Raw genomic sequence first — 23,533 nt, 5'->3', positions numbered from 1 at the left:
CAATATCTTTTTTTATGCTCGTCTGCTGGCGCGAAAATAGTGATTCTAGCAAAATTAATGCATTTTAAGACAAAAAATAATATGGAGGCCTAAGGTATGTTGGAAAATTTCAATATTTATGGCGCTAAGGCGGTCACTTTCCCCTTTACTTTTATTGTAGCAGCAGGGTTAATTGTCAACTCTTCTCGTGTGTATACTTCTGAAACCCCAGAGAAGCTTGTAGCGTCTAGAGTTGAAACACACGGCTGCCTGCAAGCGGAAGCACTGTCTTTAGAGGAATTTAAAGACAAAGAAAAGCAAGAGGACCAGCAAGATGAAGCTGTAAGAGCCATACTCGCTAAATACACCTTAATGAATATCAAAGAACTAGCTGCACTTGCTAATAATAATGATACACATGCTCAAGAAGAAATTATCATACGCTGCTTAACAACAGGCGTAATGTCCTGCATGGAAGTGCTAGTCGAACCTTTTACCTGGGGAGGAATAAAAGAAAAAGCTCAGCAAGATGATAGATATCTCTTTCTGTTGCTAAGTTTAGCAGATAAAGCAAAAGAATCCTCTTTATATAGAGAAATTGCTGGCAGTGTAAAAATTCGGGCTACAGCTGGCAGCGCCCTGGCTCAGAGCAATTTAGGATTTATGTACCAATATGGTTTAGGAGTTGAGCTTGACGAGGAGAAAGCAGTGGAATGGTATATAAAATCTGCTAACCAAGACGAGGCTGCGGCTCAGAACAATTTAGGACTTATGTACCACGAGGGATTAGGGGTAGGGCGTGATTATACTAGAGCAGTGGAATTGTACACAAAGGCTGCTAGCAAAGGATTTGTACTTGCTCAAACTAATTTAGGGCATATATACCAGGAAGGCTTAGGAATTGAGCGTAATTATAGCAAAGCAATTGAATGGTTTACAAAGGCTGCTAGCAAAGGATGTGCAATTGCTCAAGGTAGTTTAGGGTATATGTACCAACAAGGATTAGGTTTAGAGCGGGATTATAGCAAAGCATTTAAGTTATACACTCAGGCAGCTAACCAAAGCAAGACTGCGGCCCAGAACAATTTAGGGTATATGTACCAACATGGGTTAGGGGTAGAGCGTGACCTTAACAAAGCAATGAAATGGTATACCAAGGCTGCTAAACAAGGCGAAGCTGCGGCCCAGAACAATTTAGGGCGTATGCACCAAGAGGGCTTAGGGATAGAGCGTGATCTTAACAAAGCAATCGAATGGTATACCAAGGCTGCTAAACAAGGCGAAGCTGCGGCCCAGAACAATTTAGGGCGTATGCACCAAGAGGGCTTAGGGATAGAGCGTGACCTTAACAAAGCAATCGAATGGTATACAAAAGCCGTGACTCAAGAGCATGCAGCAGCCCAAAACAATTTAGGGCATATTTACCGGCATGGGTTAGGGGTAGAGCGTGATTATACTAGAGCAGTGGAATTGTACACAAAGGCTGCTAACCAAGGGCGTGCAGACGCTCAAAATGAGTTAGGGTATATGTACCAACATGGGTTAAGAGTTAAGCATGATTATACCACAGCAATGGAATGGTATACAAAGGCCGTGACTCAAGAGCATGCAGCGGCCCAGAACAATTTAGGGTATATGTACCAACATGGGTTAGGGGTAGAGCGTGACCTTAACAAAGCAATCGAATGGTATACAAAAGCCGTGACTCAAGAGCATGCAGCGGCTCAAAACAATTTAGGGCATATTTACCGGCATGGGTTAGGGGTAGAGCGGGATTATACTAGAGCAGTGGAATTGTACACAAAAGCCGTGACTCAAGGACATGCGGCCGCTCAAAACAATTTAGGTCATATGTACCAACATGGGTTAGGGGTAGAGCGGGATTATACTAGAGCAGTGGAATTGTACACAAAGGCTACTAACCAAGGGTGTGCAGCCGCGCAGAACAATTTAGGACTTATGTACCACGATGGATTAGGAGTTAAGCGTGATTATACTAAAGCAGTTGAATGGTATACAAAGGCTGCAAAACAAGAATATCTAGCCGCTTGTGTCAATTTAGGACTTATGTACCAGTATGGATTAGGGGTGAAGCGTGATTATGATAAAGCAGTCAAATTGTATACAAAGGCTGCAAAACAAGGATATGCAGCTGCTCAAACCAGTTTAGGACTTATGTACCACGATGGATTAGGAGTTAAGCGTGATTATACTAAAGCAGTTGAATGGTATACAAAGGCTGCAAAACAAGAATATCTAGCCGCTTGTGTCAATTTAGGACTTATGTACCAGTATGGATTAGGGGTGAAGCGTGATTATGATAAAGCAGTCAAATTGTATACAAAGGCTGCAAAACAAGGATATGCAGCTGCTCAAACCAGTTTAGGGTTAATATACCAAGCTGGTAACGTAATAAATAGGGATGTTGCGCAAGCAAGTTTGTGGTTTATGAAAGCAAAGAGTAAAGACTATCTATTAAATATTTTTAAGATTAGTTCTTCTCCGGCTATGACTGATCAAAATTATCAAGAGCAAATTAACTCTATCGAAGGGTATCTCTTTAGCTGTTGGCAAGCAATGCTTATACAAAATAAATATGATGTTAATGGAAAACATTCTCTCTTACATTGTGCTGCTTATGAACAGCTCGAAGAGATAATGATGCAATTTATTGGGTGGCGTCATCAGCTAAATACTCGGCCAGGCTTAATGGTTAGCTGCCTTGTTTTTAGAGAGCCAAAAGATAGAACCGTCATTGAGAACCGTCAAAAAGCAACAAATATTACACCATATGTCAAGCAACATACGCTCCTTTCTAAGGGCTACCTTAGTTTTGGTGAAGACAACGTCCAATTTGCTGAGGAAATTGTCAATAACCTCAACAGCAAGTATTCTTATAAAAAAGTTGAAAGTATACTTGAGCATCTGCACGCATCTTATAAGGATGCGTTGGAAAAAGCAGAAACTGAAATCAAAAAACAGCTGCAGTGGCTTGATTTATATAAAATAGATGAACCTGGCTTTTCAAAAAGATTAGCTCGGAAAAATGAGTTAGCTGTTATTTATACAAGTAAAGTGCAAGCGGTTAAAGAGGAAGCTGAAAAGTTCAGGATTTATTATAATCTGTTTCTAGACGAGGTAGAAAAAGGGCAATATTGCCGAAACCAGAAGTTTCAGAAAGAAAATGAGTACCTATTTCCCTGAATTTTTTTATACTTTATTGCTGCTTCAAACACCTGAGCCCTAAAAAGTTAAGGGATTCCAAGAGAAAAATAAATATGGAGGATTAAATTATGCAAGAACATTTCAATGATTACAGCACTCATAAGGCGAACACCCCCTTTCTTACTCTTATCGTAGCCTTATGGTTTATTGCCAACCTTTTACCAGCATACGCTTCTGAAGAACCTCAGCGTCTGCAAGCGGAAGCCTTATCTATAGAGGAATTTAAAAACAAAGAAAACCCAGAGAAACAGCAAGACGATACTATAGGGATTATGCCTCCTAAGTGTACCTCAATGGATATCAAAGAATTGGCTGGACTCGCTAATAACAACGATACAGGTGCTCAAGAAGAAATTGTCAGACAATGCTTAGAGAGAGGCGTAACATCATTCATCAAAGGTCTTATCGAACCTTTTAACTGGGAGGGGATAAAGGCAAAGGCGCAGCAGGATGACGGGTATCTTTTCGTCTTGCTAGGTTTAGGCGATAAAACAAAAGACGCTGGTTTATTTGGAGAACTTGTTAGCAGTGCAAAAGCTCGGGCTAAAGCTGGCAGAGCCCTGGCTCAGAGCAATTTAGGATTTATGTACCACGATGGATTAGGCATAGAGCGTGACTATAATAAAGCAGTGGAATGGTATACAAAGGCTGCGAACCAAGAGTTAGCAATCGCTCAAAATAATTTAGGATTTATGTACCAACATGGGTTAGGGGTAGAGCGTGACTATAATAAGGCAGTGGAATTGTATACAAAGGTCGCGAACCAAGGATATGCAGTCGCTCAAATCAATTTGGGACATATGTACCAATATGGACTAGGAGTAGAGCGCGACTATACTCAAGCAATCGAATGGTATATAAAGGCTGTTAACCAAGGAGAGGCAATCGCTCAGAATCGCCTAGGGTATATGTATCAAGAGGGCTTAGGGGTAGAGCGTGACTATAATAAAGCAATCGAATGGTATATAAAGGCTGTTAACCAAGGAGAGGCAATCGCTCAGAATTGCCTAGGGTATATGTATCAAGAGGGCTTAGGGGTAGAGCGTGACTATAATAAAGCAGTGGAATTATATACAAAGTCTGCAAACCAGGAAGAGGCAGTAGGTCAAATCAATCTAGGGTATATATACCAATATGGACTAGGAGTAGAGCGTGACTATAATAAAGCAGTGGAATTGTATACAAAGGCTGCAAACCAAGAAGAGGCAGCGGGTCAAAGCAATCTAGGTTATATGTATCAATATGGACTAGGGGTCGAGCGTGACTATAATAAGGCAGTGGAATTGTATACAAAGGTCGCGAACCAAGGACTTGCAGTCGCTCAAAATAATTTAGGGTATATGTACCAAGAGGGACTAGGAGTCGAGTGCGATTATAATAAAGCAATGGATTGGTATATAAAGGCTGCGAATCAAGGCTTAGCAATCGCAAAGCATCGATTAAGGATCCTGGGTAAACTCGAATGGGATATAAAAGCGGCAAGCCGGGGATATGTAGATGCTCAAACCAGTTTAGCAATTATGTACCAATATGGTAAAGATGTTGAGAAAGATATTGCGCAAGCAAGTTTTTGGTTTATGAAAGCAAAGCGTAAAGACCATCTATTGACTATCTTTAAGATTAATTCTCTTCCGCCTATGACTGCTCCAAACTATCAAGAAGAAATTAACTCCCTCGAAAGGGATCTCCTGAGCTCTTGGCAAGCAATGCTTATATCCCTTCAATCTAATCTTAGTGATACATATTCTCCCTTATATTGTGCCGCTTATGATCACCTTGAAAAAATAATGGTGCAATTTATTGGTTGGCGTCATCAGTTAAATACTCACTCAGGCTTAATGGTTAGCTGCCTTGCTTTTATCGATCCAAAGAATAAAACGGCTATTGGAGAACGCGAAAAAGCAACAAAGGTTATTCCTTATGTGAAGCAACATATGCTTCTTGCTAATGCTTACCTCAGTTTTGGGGAAGACAATGTTCGATTAGCTGATGAGATCATCAATAATCTAAGAAGTAAACATTCCTATAAAAAGGTTGAAAGTATTCTTGAGCAGCTGCAAGAGGCTTATAAGGAGGTGCTGACAAAAGCAGAAACTGAAATTAAAAAACACCTTCAGAGAATCAATATAGAAGCAATAGAAGAGCCTCAATTTTCAAACAGATTAGCGAGGCAAAATGAATTAGCTGTTATATACGCTGGTAAATTGCAAGCAGTCGAAGCGGAAACCGAAAAATTTAGGGTTTATTACAATCTCTTTATAGAGGGGATAAAAAAAGGGAAATATTACCGGAATCAGAAGTTTCAGAAAGAAAATGAGTTCCTATTTAACTGAATTTTTTATATTTTATTGCTGCTTCAACCAACTGAGTCCTAAAAAGTTAAGAGATTTTAAGAGAAAAATAAATAAGGAGTATTAAATATACTAGCACATTTTAATGATTACAGCGCTCGTAAGGCGGGCACCTCCTTTCTTACTCTTGTCGTAGGGTACCGTCAAGTTGTTTAGAGGAAAAAAATAGACGTTCCTTCTGCCTTTCTTATTAGGCCTAATGGTGGTAGGAAGCCACAATCTCATTAAAGATATCAATGGATTGGATAAACTTTTGTCGATACTCTTTGGCTCTCTGTTTATACCGTCCTACTTTTAAAAGATTAAGAAAAGTGCCCATACTGCTTAAAAATCTTTGAGCGCTTGACACACTTTTGAAACCTCTCATTTGTCTCTCTTTTTCTCTTGTCGGCTGATGACTGTTTTCTATTCTATTGTTCAAGCGTTTATGCGATCGATGCTCCGCAGATTTGAGTAAAATTCTATGGGCCTTTTTATAGCTTCTCAGCTTATCTGTCACCATGACGCGAGGAGACATGCCTAATTTTTTAAGAGCTCGCTTTAAAAATCGGATAGCTGACTTGGCATTTCTTCTCCTTTGTAAAAGGACATCAATTTCTTCTCCCTCACCATCAATCAACCGCCATAACCAGAAGACTTCCCCTTATCTTTACTCTCACCTCATCAATATGCCATTTGTCTTTAAAAGCTGATCCTCTTTTCTGACGGATATCTCTGGCATAAACAGGACCCCAAGTTTGGCACCAATTCCGGATCGTTTCGTAAGTGACAGATAGGCCTCTATCCTGAAGCATTTCGCTTAAATCTCTTAAGCTGATTTTATAGCGGTAATAGTAGCGGACAGCAAAGCCAATAACACTTTTGGGAAGACGATACCCTTTATAATGATCTCGCATGATGAAAGATTTTCTCTTATTTTTGCAAGAATCTTACAATAATTCGAGTTTTACCTCAACAACTTGACGATACCCAATCAATGTATAACAGAAGATATTGCTTGTTTCCAAAGACAAGAGCTATCTGCTGAAACTTTGGGATTAACTTTAAAAGAGACTAAGATAATTAACTGTGAAATTCAAAAAAAGATGGTTACCCATCAAATAACTGAGTTTGTTTCTCGTCAGCGTTTTTGTCCCTGCTGCGGTGCCACCTTCTTCATTAAGGGGTACCATTCTTTAATTTACAGGACTCTTTTTGGTAAGATTTGTCTTAGAAGCCCAAGATTACTTACTTGTAAATGCCAACCTCGGTCTCAATCCAGTTTTAGTCCATTGTCCCTCATTCTGACAGAACGCCTATTTCCTGAATTGAGTTATTTATCGGCTAAATGGGCCTCATTAATGTCCTATGGGATGACGGTTAACCTTTTAGAGGAGATTTTGCTTTTAGAAATCAGCTCTTCTTCTGTTTACCAAAATACCCAAAAATATCAGAACGTTTAGAAACAGAATTAGAAAAAGAACAGCCCTTTTTTATTGAAGGATGCCAACGGGAGTGGGATCAACTGCCAAGACCAGACACCCCGATTACGGTCAGCTTAGATGGAGGGTATGTTCATGCAAGGGAAGGCAAAAACCGTAAAGCAGGATGGTTCGAAGTCATTGTTTGTAAAAGCCTGCAAGAAGGCCATGACTCCCAGAGGTTTGGCTATGTCACCAACTATGAAAAAAAACCTAAACGAAAACTATATGAAATGCTACAAAATCAAGGCTTACAGATGAATCAAGACATTACATTTTTGACAGACGGAGGAGACACAGTCCGTGAGCTCCCTCTCTATCTGAGCCCCCGTTCTGAGCACATTATAGATTGGTTTCATATAACAATGAAAATAACCGTATTAAAACAGATGTCAAAAGGCGCAATGGGGAGGGATTTTGCCGACTTTGAAAAACAGCTGGATAGAATAAAGTGGTTTCTCTGGCATGGGAATGTTTTTAAAGCCCTGAATACTCTAGAATCATTAAGTTTTGATCTGGGTATGTTTTCAGAAAATAAGGAGCATAAGAAGTATAAATTGTGGCGGATCCTTGATGAGTTTTACACATACATTAATTTGAATAGCCCCTTTATCATAAACTATGGAGAGCGCTATCGTCACGGGGAAGCAATTTCGTCAGCTATTGCAGAATCAACTGTTAATGAGGTTATTAGCAGAAGAATGGCCAAGAAGCAGCAAATGAGGTGGACTCAAAAAGGGGCACATTTACTTCTTCAGGTTAGAACAAAAACTCTGAATAACGAACTCAAAAAATCTTTTAAGCGTTGGTACCCACAAATGGGAGAGGATCATGTCTGCCATATACCTTTAGCAGCTTGACCCACCGTTCCTGGATGGTCTCCATATATATTACATAAAGGAGGGAACGGAGGAATATTCGAATTTATTAAGATATAAGGCATATAAGTTTTTATTAATTGTTCTTTATCTTGCTGCTAAACGAATCATCTTAACGGATTTACGATCACAGCTGGAAAAGATATTCCAGTGGGAGGTATGAATAATTGGGTAAAGTTTTTGCTCTTATTCCTGATTAATTGAATTAGCTATGTTAGTTTGCTTTTATAACTCGTCCTGGTCGGCTTAAAAGTGGATCAGTATTTTCTACAGTTTATTCTTAAGTTGGGATATGCCCTCCAAAAACGCTCCTTAAACAACTGTATCTCCTAAATTCTGAGTCATAAAATCTTTGAAAGACAGTTTTTCAGGAAAGGTGGCCGCACCACCTTAAAGGTTTTAGCTAGACGGGTTCACGTTATATAGGCCGTCTGCTATGGTCTGTTGATACTGATCGGGAAACGCTTGTAATAAAAGATCCCAGAGAGGCTTACGATCTCTCTTTTTGTTATAGTCTGAGTAGTGTGTGTAGTTGGAAAGCATGGCTAACTCTGATGGACCGAGTAATACAGTATTGGGATCCACTCTTTTAAGTCCCGCATTAATCTCTTTAAGAGCAGCGCGTTTAAAACCGTTTTTTATATAGGTCAACAATGTTGACAAATTTTCTCGGCTATATTCTACTTTTACTTCCTCTTTTACATGAATATCTGGGAGGCTAAAGCTGATCCGCCGTGCAACAGGTTTTTTTTGAGCTTCGTGAAGTATTTGTTTTTCTAAGATACTTTCTTCCACTGGCGTTTGATTGCCAGGGGTCTTTTGTTCTGCTGCTTGATTTCTTCTAGATCGCTGTTCTTCCGGCTTTTGTTCTTGCTGTTTACAAGCCTCCATTAAAAGCAATAAATGCTCTGGCGAACAACTCAGGGCCCTCTGAAAGACAACTAGTTTCTCCTCCTCACTCTCAAGTTCATAATATTCAAAAACAACTCTTAACAGTTCTTCTGGAGAATTAAATTTCGAGGCGATATTGGCAATGAAGACTTTTTTCTCTTTTTCAGGAGAAAAAACCCCTAACCCCTGAGCTTTAAAGGCTTTAGTGTCTAAGGGTTGCACCAGCCATTGTGATTTTCCTGATTTTAAAATGCGATGCGTTCCTTTATAAACTTTTTTAGGAAAAGACTCTATAAAATTTAAGACACGCTCTTTATAGACGGGATCAAGTCGGCCAATATTTTCATAAAGAATTTTTTCTGTAAGTTGGGTAGTCATTATTTTGAGGGGTGAACGAGAAGCATTTTGGCATTTAGATTCGGTTAGAAATAAAGCCTCGACTTCTCCTTCTTTACCATCCTGTTGAAAGTAAACCCCATCAATTCCTTGGTTACACTTATCCTGAGAAGGGATTTTTTCATAAAACCCACAGCAAAAAAGTGTCATTCGGGTAGCGAGTTCTCCAATAATGCCTCTTTCAACTTTATTTTCCCTTTCATCAGAAGAAATATTATCTAAGGTGACTGTAGTAGATGTGCCGCTCGGCAAAGTACAAGTGGTAATATTAAACGAAGTTTGGCGATGCGGACCTTTACCAAACTGCTCATTTAGATGGGTCTTCAATTTATTGGCAGAAAATGGTGGTAAACCTGGATAAGCAATGTTTCTTTCTTGGTCATCAACATGAATTCTAAAATCTTCTTGTTCTGTCTGAATCCTACCGTTTGTGCGAATAACCATGCCCTTTAAGGGAGAGGAGAGGATAACATCACCATTATATGCTACTCTTAGACCTTCAAAATCCTTTAACAGCTCACCTTCCGGCTTGCGGTCTTTTGTTGCTGGCAAATTATAATAGTTTATAGTCTCATACTGTTGCGCTTTAAGATTGAAAACACATATACGCAAACCGCTCTTCTGTGTTGTTGCGAACTTAAATTGATCAATATCAACAAATTTTATATCTTCAAGAGCTTCAGTAAATAAAATAAAAGCACAAAGATAAAAACAAACCTCCCAGAAGAATTGTCTTAATTTTTTAATAGTCATAAGCAATGCTCCCTTTTTGGGGGTAACTGTATAACCCGAGGAATGTTTTAGGAAGGAGAAAAGCAGATTTAATTTTGAGTATGTCGATTTTATAACGGATTCTTGAACAGAACGAAGGGCACCGTCATCAACTATGTGTGTAAAGATTTAAGTTTAGCATTAGCAATGATGACGGTGCCCTTTTACTCAGCCAGAGAAACCATTTCGGGAATTGAAAATATTCGGATGATTCAAAAAGGACAAATTCTTGGCCAAACGGCTTCGCAATCTGCTTTCCTCAATTTTGTTACCCTCATGGCTTAGTGGGTCTGGAATCAGGGTGTATTAAGTCGAATCTACAACCTCTCAAATCACAGATGCTACAAAACCGTTCATCCCCGTTTATTGAGAAGCCGTTCAAGATTGCGTTTTGCCCCAACATGCCCTTTATTTGCGGCTAATTTGTAAAAATGAAAGGCCCCCTCAAGATCCTTGGGCATGCCATCTCCATACTCATACATATATCCAATATCAAATTCCATATTCATTAATGAATTTATTGCATTAGGATATTTTTGATCAGCAGCTAGCCTGTAGTAATGCCAAGCCAGCTTTATATCTTTAGGAACACCTTGTCCATTTTTGTAAATATGCCCAAGATTGTTTTGCGCAGCAGCATGTCCTTGATCTGCAGCTAACTTGTAGTAATGACAGCTCAACTTACTATTTTTAGGAACGCCGCGTCCTTTCATATACATAAAGCCAAGATCGTGTTGCGCCTTAATATGTCCTTGATCTGCAGCTAATTTATAATAGTCATGAGCTAACTTAACATCTCGGGAAACACCTTGCCCATCCGCATATATCTTCCCTAGCTTATATTGCATATCAATAAGTGATCTTTGCGCACCTATATGTCCTTGGTCGGCAGCTAATTTATAAAAGTCATGGGCTGTTTTAATATGCTTGATATCTCCTTTTCCTTTTGCATATATATTTCCAAGTTTATATTGAATATTTATCAGGGAGATTTTTGCTTCGGGATGTCCTTGATCAGCGGCTGATTTGTAATAATCATAGGCTACCTTAATATCCTTATCCACTTGCCCTTCTTCATACATTTTTCCAAGTTTATATTGCGCCTCAATATGTCCTTGATCAGCGGCTAATTTGTAATATTTACAAGCTAACTTATAATCGCAGGGGATTCTTGGCTGCCAACCTGCTATCCAGGAAACATATGACATAAGAACTCCCTGCCCCTCTGCATATATATTTCCAAGTTTATATTGCGCCTTAATATGTCCTTGATCAGCGGCTGATTTGTAATAATCATGGGCTACCTTAATATCCTTGTCGATTTGTCCTTTTTCATACATTTTACCAAGCTTATATTGCGCCTTAACATCTCCGTCTCCTGCACGCATATGCATAAGACAAAGCTTTTCCTCATCTCTCTTTGCAACATCAAAACTGTATACATTCTCATCCATAGATATAGAGTTTTTTGATAATATAAAGCAGAATAAAGCCACACAAGAATACCGTGAGTTTAAAAATAATTCCCGAATCATCTTAACTCCTTTCAATTTATATCAATTAATGTTTCTCTTTTATAGGAGACCATCTAAACACAGTATCAAAAACACAAATGCATTTGCCAAAGGAATTCCACTTATTGATAATGGTGGCAATGATGATCCCTTCGCGTTGTTGCGATTCAATCTTTTGCGTTTTCAGGCTATTCCCGATGCATCTTTTAATCCGAGAAATTTGAGCCTCCACCAAAGATCTGAGGCCATGGTCACACTTCTATGAAACTCTTATCAACAGAGGTAAAAATAAAATGGTCGTTTTGACGGCTCTTATGCGTAAAATTGTTATCATTGCTTAAATCCTTACATACATAGGGGATGACGGTGCCCACAACCATTATTTTCTGACTTCAATCACGCATTTTAATTGATCAGGGTAAACTATTTGGCACACATTTCTTCCTCTTCCTGTTGATACAATGCGTCCCTTCTCGTTTTTAAAGATTATTTTAATTTTTCGTGTATCTTGGTCAAGGGGACTGTAGCTTCCTTGAGCTAACGTTGTCTGACAGACTGCATCCAGGAAGTGAGCGTGGATGGCCCTAACATTGTGAGGCAGTTGAATTAACCGTGACTTAAATGGATGTTCTGCTGATTCAATAGACTGTAATACCTGGCTGTCAGAATTTAATACATTAACAATGATTTTCCCTATAGAATATGGCTGCTGTTTTGTAGGAAAAGGCCCAAAACGATTACTTACAGTTATTGAGCCTGACCAAGGTGTTTCAGGAATAACTTCCAGAAGAGTTTTAGAAGGTTCAGAAATAGTGGAAGGGATAAACATAGAAGGAGGAAGATCTTGTTCTTTTTCCTTGTTTAGTTCTGCTGCTTCTAATTGCTCAATTTCTTCTTTCAGTTTTTCTATCTCAAGATTTCTTTGTTGCTGTTTTAAAAGTTGGTCTCTTTTATCTTGAAGCTGTAGTAACTCTTCTTCGCTTGGGCTACGCTTGAGAGTGGAAGGGATGGAGTCCTCTTTCGTCTCAGTAGCTAATGTTAATTGAGAGAAAACTAAATTAATTATAAAGCAAGCTAAACTAATAATTTTAAAAAATGAAAATTTCATTAAAATCCTCCCTTTGATATTTGTTTTTACATATTAAATATACAATATTATTTAAATCATTTTCTTTTAAAAAAATGATGGATTTTATGTTGACTCTAAAGGAATTTCAAATTTGAGTTTTCCTTAAAGAAGGTCTTGAAAAATAATGGATAAAGTATGTGAGCGCAGAGAGCATAAATAATATGGGGCTTATTTTGAAAAACGATCCTTATATAAAATATAAATATATAAATTCTTGGCTAGAGTAAAATTGACATATTTTAAAAATTTTATATAATATATACTATGAATATAGGTAAAAATTATAAATTAAGAAATTTATCTGTTCTGTGGGCACCGTCAACTTAACTAATAGAGGGTAGATTGAGGGTGGGAACTGTCAAATTTAGACAGGAAGGAGCTCTAGAGCCGCCTCCAGCAAAATAGACTTGGCGGCTGCAAAAGTAAGTCGTTGATCGGGAGCTTTATTCTTGTACCGACCAACTTCCACCGAAAAGATATTGCGTGCCTTCCCCATCAGGGACAATAATCTCTGAACGCCAGGAGCAGACTTAAATTTTATCAAGCATTTTTCTTTACGGCGAGTCGGTTGATGGGCGTTCTTGATACGATTGTTGAGCCGCTTGTGGGTCCTGTGATTTGCTTTACGGCACATGAATTGGATCGGCTTTACATAGCTTTTCAATTTGTCGGTAACAATAACTCTTGGGGCTGGGTACTTTCCCAATAATCGGCTTAGGAATCTGATAGCAGATTTCTTATTGCGGCGTTTTTGGAGAAAGACATCGAGCTCAATTCCATCTTGATCAACGGCTCTCCATAAGACAAACACCTCTCCATTAATCTTAAGAGCCATTTCATCCAGATGCCATTTATCACTCGGTTTCCTCTCACGCTTCTTTATGACATCTATAAAATGAAGATCGAATTTAGTGCACCATTTCCTGACTGTCTCATGACTCAGGGTAATTCCTCGAAAGGCTAGTTGTTCCTGGACATCTCTATAACTATGATTGAAACGGTAATAAAGCCATACACGGCTTGGCTGATTATCGAGACTGGGAAGCGGTGACGTTTGGGAGCTTTGTTTAAAGACATGACGGAATCATACCAGGTTTATTTTTTCCTTACTTTATTCCTATTTTGCTCCTTTGTTAAGTAGTTGACGGTGCCAAAGTTTATTCTAAAAGAATAACGCTAACCCTTTACTTTCATGAAAAGTAGGCAAAAATTCACCTGGGATTATCATGGCTTTTTATGAACACTGCAAGCGTTCGCTTATAATTATAAATACCCCTTAGGAGAGTTGTATGTATTTGCGTCGTTTAATGCTTTTAGTCTACTCCGTCTTTGCCTTTCATTGTTTTGCTTCTGATTCTGAATCGGAAGATGAGGAAGAAATAGCCTGGCGAAGCCTCCTTAGGGTGATTAGCAATGATGCCAGCTCTTTAGGAGGGCATATTACTCTCACGGATATTGAAATTGATGAAAAGAGGGCTCAAGAGCTTGCAGACGCGTTGGATACAAACAAAAGCTTAATCAGTTTAGGCTTGCAAAACACAGCTATGAACGATGACGTTCTTAAGGTTTTACTTCCTTCCCTTATGACCCGGCCTACTCTCACCCGTCTAAATTTGAGCGGGAATGATCTTTCTGATGAGAGTGCTCCCCTCATCTTCAGACTCTTAACCAAGGCAAAATCTTTATCGAGTATCAGCTTAGAAGATAATGGGTTCACTGATAATGGCGTCGGATTTACACTCGACGAATGGATTACCCAAGACCCTGGGACACTTATGGGGGCTTTTGCTAGTTCACCTATTCTCCGGCTTATCCATCTTAAAGGTAATAACCTCTCCTCAGAGGCCTTTGCGGCAATAGAAGAATTTATTCAGGAACGAGGGCGTATTCTGCTGCATGAGCGAGCTGTTCGGTCCTCATCTTCTATCGATAATGTAATTACGCCTGAACTTCATGCCTTGCTGACGCGGGAACCGGTGCCTGCCATTAAAGAATGGTTGCAAGATCCCCGAATTGCTAAGTTTGATCGAGACCGCAAAGCATTAGGTAATAAAGAATTCATTAAACGGCTTAAAAGAGTTTGCTTGGGGCTGGCAGGCTTATCGCCAGAAATACAGAATCTTCTTACGTTAGAGGGTTTGTTAGGGTTAGCTCTCAATTCTGATTTAGTTACAAGCTACGATCCCGTGTATAAGAGGACGACTCTCGATGATAGTGCTACGGGTCTTCTAGCAGAAGTCTTACATAATAATAAGGCTCTGAGGGGGCTTTATCTGCAAGGGGTAAGTCTCCACGGATCCCTTAATTTTCCTCTCTTAAGTGGGGCGCTTTTGACTTTAACCTCTCTTGAAACCTTGGAGCTCCTCAACAATAATTTGGGGGATGCTGGGGCTTTATTAATTAGTCAGTTTTTAATAGGAAATCCCACCCTTACGTACTTAGGGTTAGCCAACAATAAAATAAAGGCAAAAGGAATTGATGCTCTTGCAGATGCGTTAGCCCAAAACACTGTTTTGAAGACGTTAATCTTGGCGAGTAACCCGATCGGGGATCAAGGGGGTATTAAACTTGCCGATGTTTTAACCAAAAATAAAAGCTTGTCTACCCTAGATCTCGCTAAGACCTTACTGGGGGAGGAGGGGGCTATAGCTCTGGCTGAATGTTTGGAAGTACATCCAGAATTGGTTCTACTGGGTCTTTTTGGCAACCAAATAGGAGATAATGGCCTGGCTGCTTTTGTTGAAGGGATAAAAAAGTTAGAGCGTACTATAGAGATCCTGTTAGACCATAATCCTATATGTCCTGAAGATCTGGAGCTTTTTAAGACCAATCAAGCAGCGAACTTGGCATCTTATGCTCTCCATACTTCTACGCAATTGCTCGCCAAATATAATGTCGAGGAAAGCTCTTTTACTCAAAAATTACGCCAAGAAGGGTTCATGGAACCAGTCCCTCATAATGACCCCGAAGAAGAAGAGGAAGAAATTAATCCTGTCAACCTTACAGACGTTGATCCTGAAGCAGAATTGGAAGTAAGTCGTGTCGCTCCCCGAGAGAAAACTTCTCAGAATACGCAAACCAAGAGTTTTTTCGATAGGATCTGGGGAAGAACTTCTTCTTCCTCCATCCCGTCGACGCCAACTCAACCGGTCAGATCCATTAGTCCTGCTCTCCTTAAAGATCCAAAAGTTGGCAAATATTACCACCTTTTAACGGAGCCCCACTCCTTGCAACGGCTGGAACAAATCCAGGACTCTCATGAGGGTCTTCCCCCGTTGGTTAAAAGTCTTTTGCCGTTAGATATGTGTGTCCGCTTAGGATTGGACGACCATAGTGTACAGCTCATTGATTTGAGTAACCTCCGCTTAGGGGAAGAGGGATTGAAACTCTTATGGAATGTTCTCAGTTCCAACACAACTGTTAATACGTTAAAGCTTGCCAACTTAGGGATGGGGGAATTGCAGGCCTATCGATTAGCGAGTGTGGTGGCGATGAATAAGAAGCTTACCCAATTAGATCTCAGCAATAATCCTCTCACTGACGGAGGTTTGATGGCCTTGGGAACATCGCTCAGGGTCCAGCATAATCTGCGGGGGTTGGACTTAACAGGTGTGAGGAGAGTAACAGCTAAAGGGCTGATCTCTCTGATCACTACCCTTTCTACCATCAACCTGGAGTATCTGATTCTCAATCAAATTCCTCTCACGTTCGAGAGCGCCTTGGCCTTACAAAATTTGCTGGAACACTCTTCGCCTCTTCGAGTCCTTTGTTTGGCCCAAACCGGCTTAAGCGACGTAGAGGCTAAGTTCTTGGCTAAAGCTTTAAAAGAGAATAGAACCTTAGAGATCCTAAAGCTTGAGGACAATAGATTAAGTGACCACAGTGCTAAAGTCCTGGCCCAATATTTAGTGAACCATCCGACCCTTAGGGAACTTCATCTAGGAGGGAATAAGCTAACCAAAAAAGGTGCACAATACTTAATAGATATGCTGCAGACCGGTAAGATCCGCTTAGCGCGTCTCACGTTTAGCCCAGGTCTGTTAACCGAAGAGATGGAACAAAGGCTCAATCAACTCCTCGATCGTCATTAATTGGACAGAGAGGAGAGGAATTATGCCTAAAAGGAGGCAAGAGAGATATTCTCGACACTGTAAAGTTTTCCTATTCCTAGGAACCTTTCTTTCCAGTGATGCTTTTTCCTTAGCAAGCGCCAACGAGAAAGATATTGGGGATGAAGCACCTCCCTTCCAAATGGTTCTGGAAGCAACGGATGAAGTTCCTATTATGACGATACTTTCCTTTCTAAATAATAAGGACTTGACGGCATTTTCCCAAACTTCTAGGATATCCCACTTAAACAGGCACCGGTACCTCTATTTTTTAGCTGATAAGGGGGGCCCTGATGCCCAGTATTATATGGGATTACAGGCGCTCAAAGCCTGGCATAAGGATAATAAAGAAGAGGATAGGCAGGCAGCCCTCAATTGGTTGACATACGCCGCTGAACAAGGGCATGAAAGAGCTGCGCACCTCATCATAGTGGAAGAAATAAGACAAGCAAGTGCGGGCGATGATTCTCAAGAACTGGCAGCTATTGAGCAGGCTTTTGATGAGTTTACAGGCGGCAGAGAAATTGGTCTCCCCGCAACGGCAGGCTCGCAAGCGGCTAGACAACCTTTAGGAGAAGAGATTATCCGCCTAACCAATGCGCAAGTCGATGTTAGACGGCAAGTCCTATATGAATTAGAACTCCTTCTTCCTCCTGATCTGCTTGATAGGCAAAGCTCATATCCGACAATATTGAAAGATGCCTGGAAGTATTTAGCAAAACTTGAAAACCCTGAAGATTTTATAGCTAAAAGGAGTTTGAAAAAAGAGCTACAAAACTCTAAAAAACAATTACAAAAAAACGCTGTCATAATTTCTGAAGACCATCCCTCTTTTGAGCTTTTAATGCGTGCCTTAGAAGCACTTAGAGGTTACCAGCGAGAATTAGAAAAATTACTTTTGCCAGACTTACCCACTTATTCTTTTATTCAATTTTTAAAAAAGGGATGTGATAGCTTAGAGAATTATTATAAAGATTACTTACAAGACATTATTTTTGCTGCAAAAAATTTTGTTCAAGGGACAAATGATATACAAGCTAAATATGGAGATGAACTGAATGAATTATTAGCCCATAAAGTCGCTATGCTGAGTGAATCCTTTTCTTATCCATTCTATCGCATTAGCCGACATATGGCGTTGTATCTCTTATGTATGACAGAAACCGGAGAGCGCAAAGAACGTCCTGCTGGACAGAATCATCATGTTTCTTGCATTTCTTCTTCCGAAGGAAGCATCCCCAAAATGGTTACAGATCCAAGGTTTTGGACACAAGCCAATAGCTTGTACTTTAAAAACCAAGGTCAACCTTCCTTGAGTCCAGAGCGGGAAATGATGCTTTATCAACTTTATGATCTTTTAGATATTCCTATACCTAAAACGGCTGTGGTAGTCATTGATAACCTACAGCTTGCTTCAGGAAAAAAAGGGGACTCAGCCTATTTTACTAACGGTTGTAATACCGCTCCTTTTTTTCTACAGGCATCTTGGGGAATACATGGAGACGGGGGAGAAGCTGTTTTCAAGCATCCAGATAACCACATCTACCAGTTGAATAAGGAAGCTTATGCCAAACAAGTAATGGGAGTACTTCTCAGTTGTCCTAGTGATGGTAAATGTGGAAATTTTATCCTTGCGTTCCATGAAGAAAACCCTCAACCTTCTTACACTCTAATTAGTATTGATAATGATGAAGTATTTGCCAAATCTGTCGAAAAAGTAAGAGAGGGTAGAGAAAGAGTTCATTTAAAATCTGTTCTTTTAGCTCTGCCGCAAATGAGCAAAAGCTTACCTGAATCTATTCGACAATACTTTCTAAATCTTAATCCGGAATTGCTGACTCTGGAGTGGCTTAGCCGGTTACAGCATCATAATTCTTTGTATGAATCTCTTAAAAAATACCTTGCTTACTTAAGAAAAGGAGAAGACGGGTTTAATCCTGATTTATCCCTGTCGATCACACTACCTTATAACCAACTTACCCTTCTTCAGCATCGTCTTAAACTTATTCAAACTCAATTACAAGATAATCAAAACTCTAACTTATTTGATGTTTTTACAACCCTTTATCCTTCAGTTGCTTATTACTATCAAGAGAAAAAGGAAGCTTTAAATGACCCTTATAAAGTGATAGCTGCTACTTATCACCAAGTAGTAGTTGATAAAACAAGAGAATATGAGGATGCTACAGGAGATCAAGCAGATTGTGATTTACTTATCGGCCCTTCTCTGGGAGAAGGGTCATCACAAGAATTCTGCTTAAACGACTTACAGCCATCTCTACTTCCTCTCAAATTAATGAGAAAAATAGAAATTGACCACCAAACCTTTGCTGAGTTAGTTATTAAATGCACTTTAGCACAGCCTTCCCTTACTGTAGAGCGTATTTGTGAACGCTTAAGAATTCTTTCCCGCATGCAAGCTGTCACTCTAAAATCTCGTTTTCCTATTGTGGAGTTATATCGACTGGCTGTGCAAAAACTTCCTCATGATGAACAGAATAAGGAATACTTGCATCAAGTGTTCTTACACCTCATTAACCATAATCCCCATCTAAACTTAGCGTGGGCTTTCCTTATAGAAAAGATGTTCACTGAGACATGGTCTCATACGCATTCTTCTCCTCAGTCCCTTCAAGAAATTAAAGGAGCCTTTTTTGGTAAAAAGGTTTTATCGATCTCAATTCAAGGCCACTTATTTAATGACAAAGGAAATTTTATACGAAGAAATAAAACTGGTCGTAAGGATGTTTCTTGGTATCCAGAAGAAAATCCCAATATATACTTTAAAATATACCCTGAAATCCCAGCCTATGAATATGGAGCCACAGGGTTTATGCGTGACCTTGGGATTAAAGGAATTCCTCATTCTGAAGTTGCATTATTTTATGATCCTCTAACTCAGCAACCTTATCCTGTCCTTTTATCTGAAGCAATTCCTGGCCAATTAGTTAGTGACATATGGCACAAGGCTGATGCATTTGATCGACTCGACCCTCATCATACGGGCTTATCTATATTAGTGGCAATGTTAATTCAGGTAGAAGATGGGAATGAACACAACTATATTTTAACAGATGAGGGGACGCGTCTTATTCCGATTGATAACGATCATGCCTTTATTCCTGCTACCCTTTGGGAGAAGGGATGGATGGGGAAAACCTATGAAAAACTACAAATGAAAACATTGCTTTTCAGTTTACCTTGCATGAAAACTCCCATCCCTGATTCTGTGCGACAAGCCTTTTTAAAGCATAATGTTGGTCAATTTCTTCAGAAGTGGCTCACGGAACTTGTCATCGTTAATGATAAATATCAAAACCTTGTCAACGAACAAGTACTTCCCACTCTCTACCAAGATCCTAAAAAGGGAACAATTTTACGTTTTCCCCTTACGGCTGAAGCCATTAAGCAACTTTATTATCGATTTTGGGGGATTCAGCAACGCTTATGGTTAGGTCAGCCGGTAACTTATCTTGAACTTTTAAAGATGTTTGAACCATATGTGGCTAAACAATATGAAGCAGCTTTCAATAATCCTGCCCATCAAACTTTAAAAGATCGCTTTCAATCTGTTACTCAAGGGCTCTATAAAGAGATAGGTGGACAACGGCAAACAGCTAGTAATAGCCGCAGTATGATGCAAGTCATCAATATTCCTCATCAAGATCTCATTGGGGAAGCTTCAAAAGTTAAAACAGGACCAACCTTTGCTCTAGAAGTGTTAAATAGATGCATAATGGAGCATTTAGCACTTCAAAAGCAAAATAAAGACATGCTCACCGGCACCGAAGTTATAAGTAGCCCAATAAACGACCGTGCACTCTCTCGTGAAGAAAGAATAGAAATCCAAAAACGGTTTTTTACTCCTATAGAAAGCATGGCTATTCAGTACAATAGTTTCTTAACGGATAGTTTTTTTTGGAAGCTATCCATCTCAACGATGCGATACCTGGATTTGCGGGATGCACTTACCTTAACTTCTAAAGCTCTAGAAGCTTTCTCTCTTAAGATGGGACAATTAGAGTATTTAAATGTGAGTGGGTGGATAAGATTAAAAGAAGTTCCTTTATTCACTTGGCCTTGTCTTCAACGTTTGGTAATTAATAATTGTACCCTTCTAAAGGCAATCTCTCTGAATGCACCAAAACTAAGCTTTTTAGAAGCGAATCAAAATCCTCAATTACAGGAGCTTACTGTACAACCGTTCAAATTGACTAAACTCAGTTTAAAAGATTGCCCTTCTCTTTCTCAGGCAACAAAAGAAGAGCTTTATATGCAAGGTATTTATATAGAAGCATTATCAGGAGCTGATGATCCCCAATACTCCGAATTAATAACCTCCTTTAAAAATACAGGTATTGTATCCTATGAAAAATTTAAAGACCTACCCTTAAAATGCATAAATATAGCAATTGCCAAATATCCTAATATTCGGTTTGATATTGAATCCCTAAATTATTATGCTCAAATAATTTACCCATTGCTCCCTCCATTTTCTATTAATAAAAGAAATGATAATCAGTTCGTTAGGGGACATACTGAGAGGACTGCAGATCTAAAACATCTCAAATCATGGATGTTGAATTATCATGCTCAAATGACTGGTGGAGGTGATTATTACTGTGGGCCCATGGCAGGAGATGACCTAGCTGCTGGCTTTAAGTATATGTGGAAACTCGGTGATACAGAACTTTCCCGCGATAATAAAACTTCCTTACTATTTTCAATTATGTTTTGTGGGCCTGTTAATTCAGGCAAAAATATAGGGATTACTAATTTTACCTATCTTCCAAGATTTGCGGGCCCTATAGCCAGAGGATTAACTACTAACAATCTCTTATTTGATTATAAATCTGCAAAAATATTGGGCAGTATTTTAGTAAAGTATTATTATAATTTACGGACATTAGAGTTACTCGATATAATGGTTACTAAAAAAGGAGCAGCTACTTTTCGGCAATTTATCCCCTATATGGATAAAATAAAAAGATTTGTAGTTTACGTGGAGGTAAAATTTAGTGGGCCTTTAACTGACCTTGTTAAAGATACTTCTTATGACTACTTAATTCCTGAAGTTTTGATTGAGAAAGAATATTTTGAAAATTTACAGCCATGGAAGGCATCGTCATCAACTATGTTTGTAAAGATTTAAGTTTAGCATTAGCAATGATGACGATTTTACGCATAAGAGCCGTCAAAGCGACCATTTTCTTTTTACCTCTTTTGATAAGGTTTTCATAAAAAGCCTTAAGAGGACTATCAGTTCTCCTGGCTGTCATAGCAGCCATAAAGAGAATGCGTTTAACATCGACTCTGCCTCCTTTCGTCCTTCTATAGCCCACTGCTTTCCCGCTTTCACAAGGATGAGGAGCTAATCCTGCAAGGTTGGCTATTTGGCGTCGGTTCAGAGTTCCCAGTTCCGGCAGTAATCCCAAAAGAGTGGTGGCTACGATAGGACCGACTCCTGCAATCTCCTGGAGAGTGTGATAGCGCTGGCTAAGAACAGGGTCAGTCTGAAGAAGTTTCTCCAAAAGGCCTTCAATTTCAGTGAGTTGCGTTTCCAAGCAAAGGATAAGAGTCTGATAGCTTTTGAGGATGGCTGGACTGGCGGGCAGGTGCAGACGATTCTTTTCCTGGACAAGCATTTGTTTAAGGTCGAGGCGCCGCTGAATCAGCTCGTAAAGTTGTTGATGATGTTCTTGGCGGGGTTGGAAGAGAGGTAGATGAGCGTGGCGCTCGGAGCCATATCCAGCAAGACCTAAAGCGTCAATACGATCCGATTTTCCCAGTTGTCCCCAAGAGCGGATAAAGTTTTTAACCTTGCGAGTATCGGCTCTATGAACTTTTACTCCCTGCTCTAATAGAAAGAGAGCGAGTCCCAGTTCATAACCTCCTGTCGTTTCTAAAATCACTAAAGCCTCAGATAAATCTTGGTGCTCCGTTAAAAAATTACGCCACCCTAAGGGAGTATTTGGGTATATTGTCGTTATTTTTAGGCCATGGATGGCAACGACAAAGTCTGCTTTGGAGATATCAATCCCAATAAAGCTATGATAAGATGAAATCGTCATAAATGCCTCAAGAGTTTAGAGTATTTCAGATTGTAAGCGGGCGATAAACCCATACAACTATTCAAACGTCTCGAAGGAATTGGGGATGAAGACCCAGATGACGACGGCCTTATAAGCCCATATATGGACGGCCTTTCAACCCCATAACTTTCTTCTCTGCCAAGAAGAAAGTTATTTCCTTCTTAAGCTCTTTATAGCATTAGCCGGACTTACAATATATGGACCGATCCGTATTGCAAGATAAAAATTGTCAACCCTAAGAAGAATATTGCAGTCATATATCCGGCTTGTTAGTGAGCTTGTTGTGAGCTCTAGCCTTAAGGAGACCTGCGTGTACTTTTTAATGACTCAATCAACTTAACGGCAAATTAATGAAGTGCCATGACGGTGCGTGTTCATACATTATTGAATGATCAGAGATTTAATAGTGTATTTAGTAAAATGTTAAATTATAACTTTTATTTAGAGAGATATAACAATTTTCTTGAAGACTTCTTTGCGGGGAAAAAACAGTTAAAATGGTTGGAAATAGAGAATAAGCAATAAATAGCATTTGAATGAAAGTAAAAATGACGCCTTTGAATAAGAATTTTCTACTTTAAAACACTGCTTTTTAAGGGGGATTACCCTTCTCTTACTCCCCATTAAAACTTACACCAATAGGAATACACTCCCTTAAAAACAGCGCACACTTTCCATTTAATACGAAATTTAATACCCAAGTATTAATGATAGTGTTATTGTCTAGAAAGCTGAGGA

General features: G+C 39.4%; 11 protein-coding genes and 2 pseudogenes. 6 read left to right on the top strand and 7 right to left on the bottom strand.

Annotated elements, in window-relative coordinates:
- The first annotated feature begins 96 nt into the window (after nt 1-96).
- On the top strand, nt 97-3,183 hold the full coding sequence (locus ID47_RS11865; RefSeq protein ID WP_051908715.1) for an SEL1-like repeat protein: 3,087 nt from the start codon (nt 97-99) through the stop codon (nt 3,181-3,183).
- 89 nt (nt 3,184-3,272) lie between these two features.
- A complete protein-coding gene (locus tag ID47_RS11860) occupies nt 3,273-5,537 on the top strand; it encodes a tetratricopeptide repeat protein (RefSeq protein ID WP_051908714.1) in 2,265 nt (754 codons plus the stop codon).
- Between the two features lie 214 nt (nt 5,538-5,751).
- On the opposite strand, the gene ID47_RS12665 is transcribed toward ID47_RS11860, so the two are convergent.
- Nucleotides 5,752-6,174, bottom strand: a complete 423-nt coding sequence (locus ID47_RS12665; RefSeq protein ID WP_051908713.1) for a DDE-type integrase/transposase/recombinase — start codon at nt 6,172-6,174, stop codon at nt 5,752-5,754.
- Nucleotides 6,167-6,451: an IS6 family transposase gene (locus ID47_RS12660; RefSeq protein ID WP_051908712.1), complete on the bottom strand. Its 285-nt coding sequence runs from the start codon at nt 6,449-6,451 to the stop codon at nt 6,167-6,169. Before ID47_RS12660 ends, ID47_RS12665 begins: the two co-directional genes overlap by 8 nt.
- Nucleotides 6,452-6,514: 63 nt before the next feature.
- Between ID47_RS12660 and ID47_RS12390 the strand changes: the two are divergent.
- Nucleotides 6,515-7,875: pseudogene (locus ID47_RS12390) on the top strand (ISKra4 family transposase).
- A gap of 417 nt (nt 7,876-8,292) precedes the next feature.
- Here the strand turns inward: ID47_RS12390 and ID47_RS06735 are convergent.
- Nucleotides 8,293-9,933, bottom strand: a complete 1,641-nt coding sequence (locus ID47_RS06735; protein ID WP_038465085.1) for a hypothetical protein — start codon at nt 9,931-9,933, stop codon at nt 8,293-8,295.
- Between the two features lie 102 nt (nt 9,934-10,035).
- On the opposite strand from ID47_RS06735, the gene ID47_RS12940 reads away from it, so the two are divergent.
- Nucleotides 10,036-10,236 (top strand): hypothetical protein, encoded by a 201-nt coding sequence (locus ID47_RS12940; RefSeq protein ID WP_156956691.1) that lies wholly within the window; start codon nt 10,036-10,038, stop codon nt 10,234-10,236.
- 68 nt (nt 10,237-10,304) lie between these two features.
- Here ID47_RS12940 and ID47_RS06730 read toward each other — a convergent pair whose 3' ends face one another.
- From ID47_RS06730 to ID47_RS12385, 3 genes and pseudogenes are all read right to left on the bottom strand, one after another.
- On the bottom strand, nt 10,305-11,339 hold the full coding sequence (locus tag ID47_RS06730) for an SEL1-like repeat protein (protein WP_269516749.1): 1,035 nt from the start codon (nt 11,337-11,339) through the stop codon (nt 10,305-10,307).
- Nucleotides 11,340-11,844: 505 nt separating this feature from the next.
- The gene (locus ID47_RS06720) at nt 11,845-12,573 is read right to left on the bottom strand and encodes a hypothetical protein (RefSeq protein ID WP_038465082.1); all 729 of its coding nucleotides are present in this window, start codon (nt 12,571-12,573) and stop codon (nt 11,845-11,847) included.
- 402 nt (nt 12,574-12,975) lie between these two features.
- Nucleotides 12,976-13,671, bottom strand: a pseudogene (locus ID47_RS12385) (IS6 family transposase).
- 212 nt (nt 13,672-13,883) lie between these two features.
- Here ID47_RS12385 and ID47_RS11830 point away from each other — a divergent pair.
- Both ID47_RS11830 and ID47_RS06705 read left to right on the top strand, forming a co-directional pair.
- Nucleotides 13,884-16,685 (top strand): leucine-rich repeat domain-containing protein, encoded by a 2,802-nt coding sequence (locus ID47_RS11830; RefSeq protein WP_051908707.1) that lies wholly within the window; start codon nt 13,884-13,886, stop codon nt 16,683-16,685.
- Between the two features lie 22 nt (nt 16,686-16,707).
- Nucleotides 16,708-21,855: a hypothetical protein gene (locus ID47_RS06705; RefSeq protein WP_038465080.1), complete on the top strand. Its 5,148-nt coding sequence runs from the start codon at nt 16,708-16,710 to the stop codon at nt 21,853-21,855.
- On the opposite strand, the gene ID47_RS06700 is transcribed toward ID47_RS06705, so the two are convergent.
- Entirely contained in the window at nt 21,836-22,768 is a 933-nt protein-coding gene (locus ID47_RS06700) for an IS110 family transposase (protein WP_156956763.1), read from the bottom strand. The two genes, ID47_RS06705 and ID47_RS06700, sit on opposite strands and share 20 nt — an antisense overlap.
- Between the last annotated feature and the right edge of the window lie 765 nt (nt 22,769-23,533).

The sequence above is a fragment of the Candidatus Paracaedibacter acanthamoebae genome (genome assembly GCF_000742835.1).
Classification (GTDB): Bacteria; Pseudomonadota; Alphaproteobacteria; order Paracaedibacterales; family Paracaedibacteraceae; genus Paracaedibacter; species Paracaedibacter acanthamoebae.
Note: the sequence above shows the minus strand (reverse complement) of the source record. Positions and strands in the feature narration are given on the sequence as shown.

What these genes read in the sequence shown, in the direction of transcription:
- ID47_RS11865 (WP_051908715.1), top strand. Translation starts at nt 97, where the DNA reads ATGTTGGAAAATTTCAATATTTATGGCGCTAAGGCGGTCACTTTCCCC.
- ID47_RS11860 (WP_051908714.1), top strand. Translation starts at nt 3,273, where the DNA reads ATGCAAGAACATTTCAATGATTACAGCACTCATAAGGCGAACACCCCC.
- ID47_RS12660 (WP_051908712.1), bottom strand. Translation starts at nt 6,451, where the DNA reads ATGCGAGATCATTATAAAGGGTATCGTCTTCCCAAAAGTGTTATTGGC.
- ID47_RS06735 (WP_038465085.1), bottom strand. Translation starts at nt 9,933, where the DNA reads ATGACTATTAAAAAATTAAGACAATTCTTCTGGGAGGTTTGTTTTTAT.
- ID47_RS06730 (WP_269516749.1), bottom strand. Translation starts at nt 11,339, where the DNA reads ATGCGTGCAGGAGACGGAGATGTTAAGGCGCAATATAAGCTTGGTAAA.
- ID47_RS06720 (WP_038465082.1), bottom strand. Translation starts at nt 12,573, where the DNA reads ATGAAATTTTCATTTTTTAAAATTATTAGTTTAGCTTGCTTTATAATT.
- ID47_RS11830 (WP_051908707.1), top strand. Translation starts at nt 13,884, where the DNA reads ATGTATTTGCGTCGTTTAATGCTTTTAGTCTACTCCGTCTTTGCCTTT.
- ID47_RS06705 (WP_038465080.1), top strand. Translation starts at nt 16,708, where the DNA reads ATGCCTAAAAGGAGGCAAGAGAGATATTCTCGACACTGTAAAGTTTTC.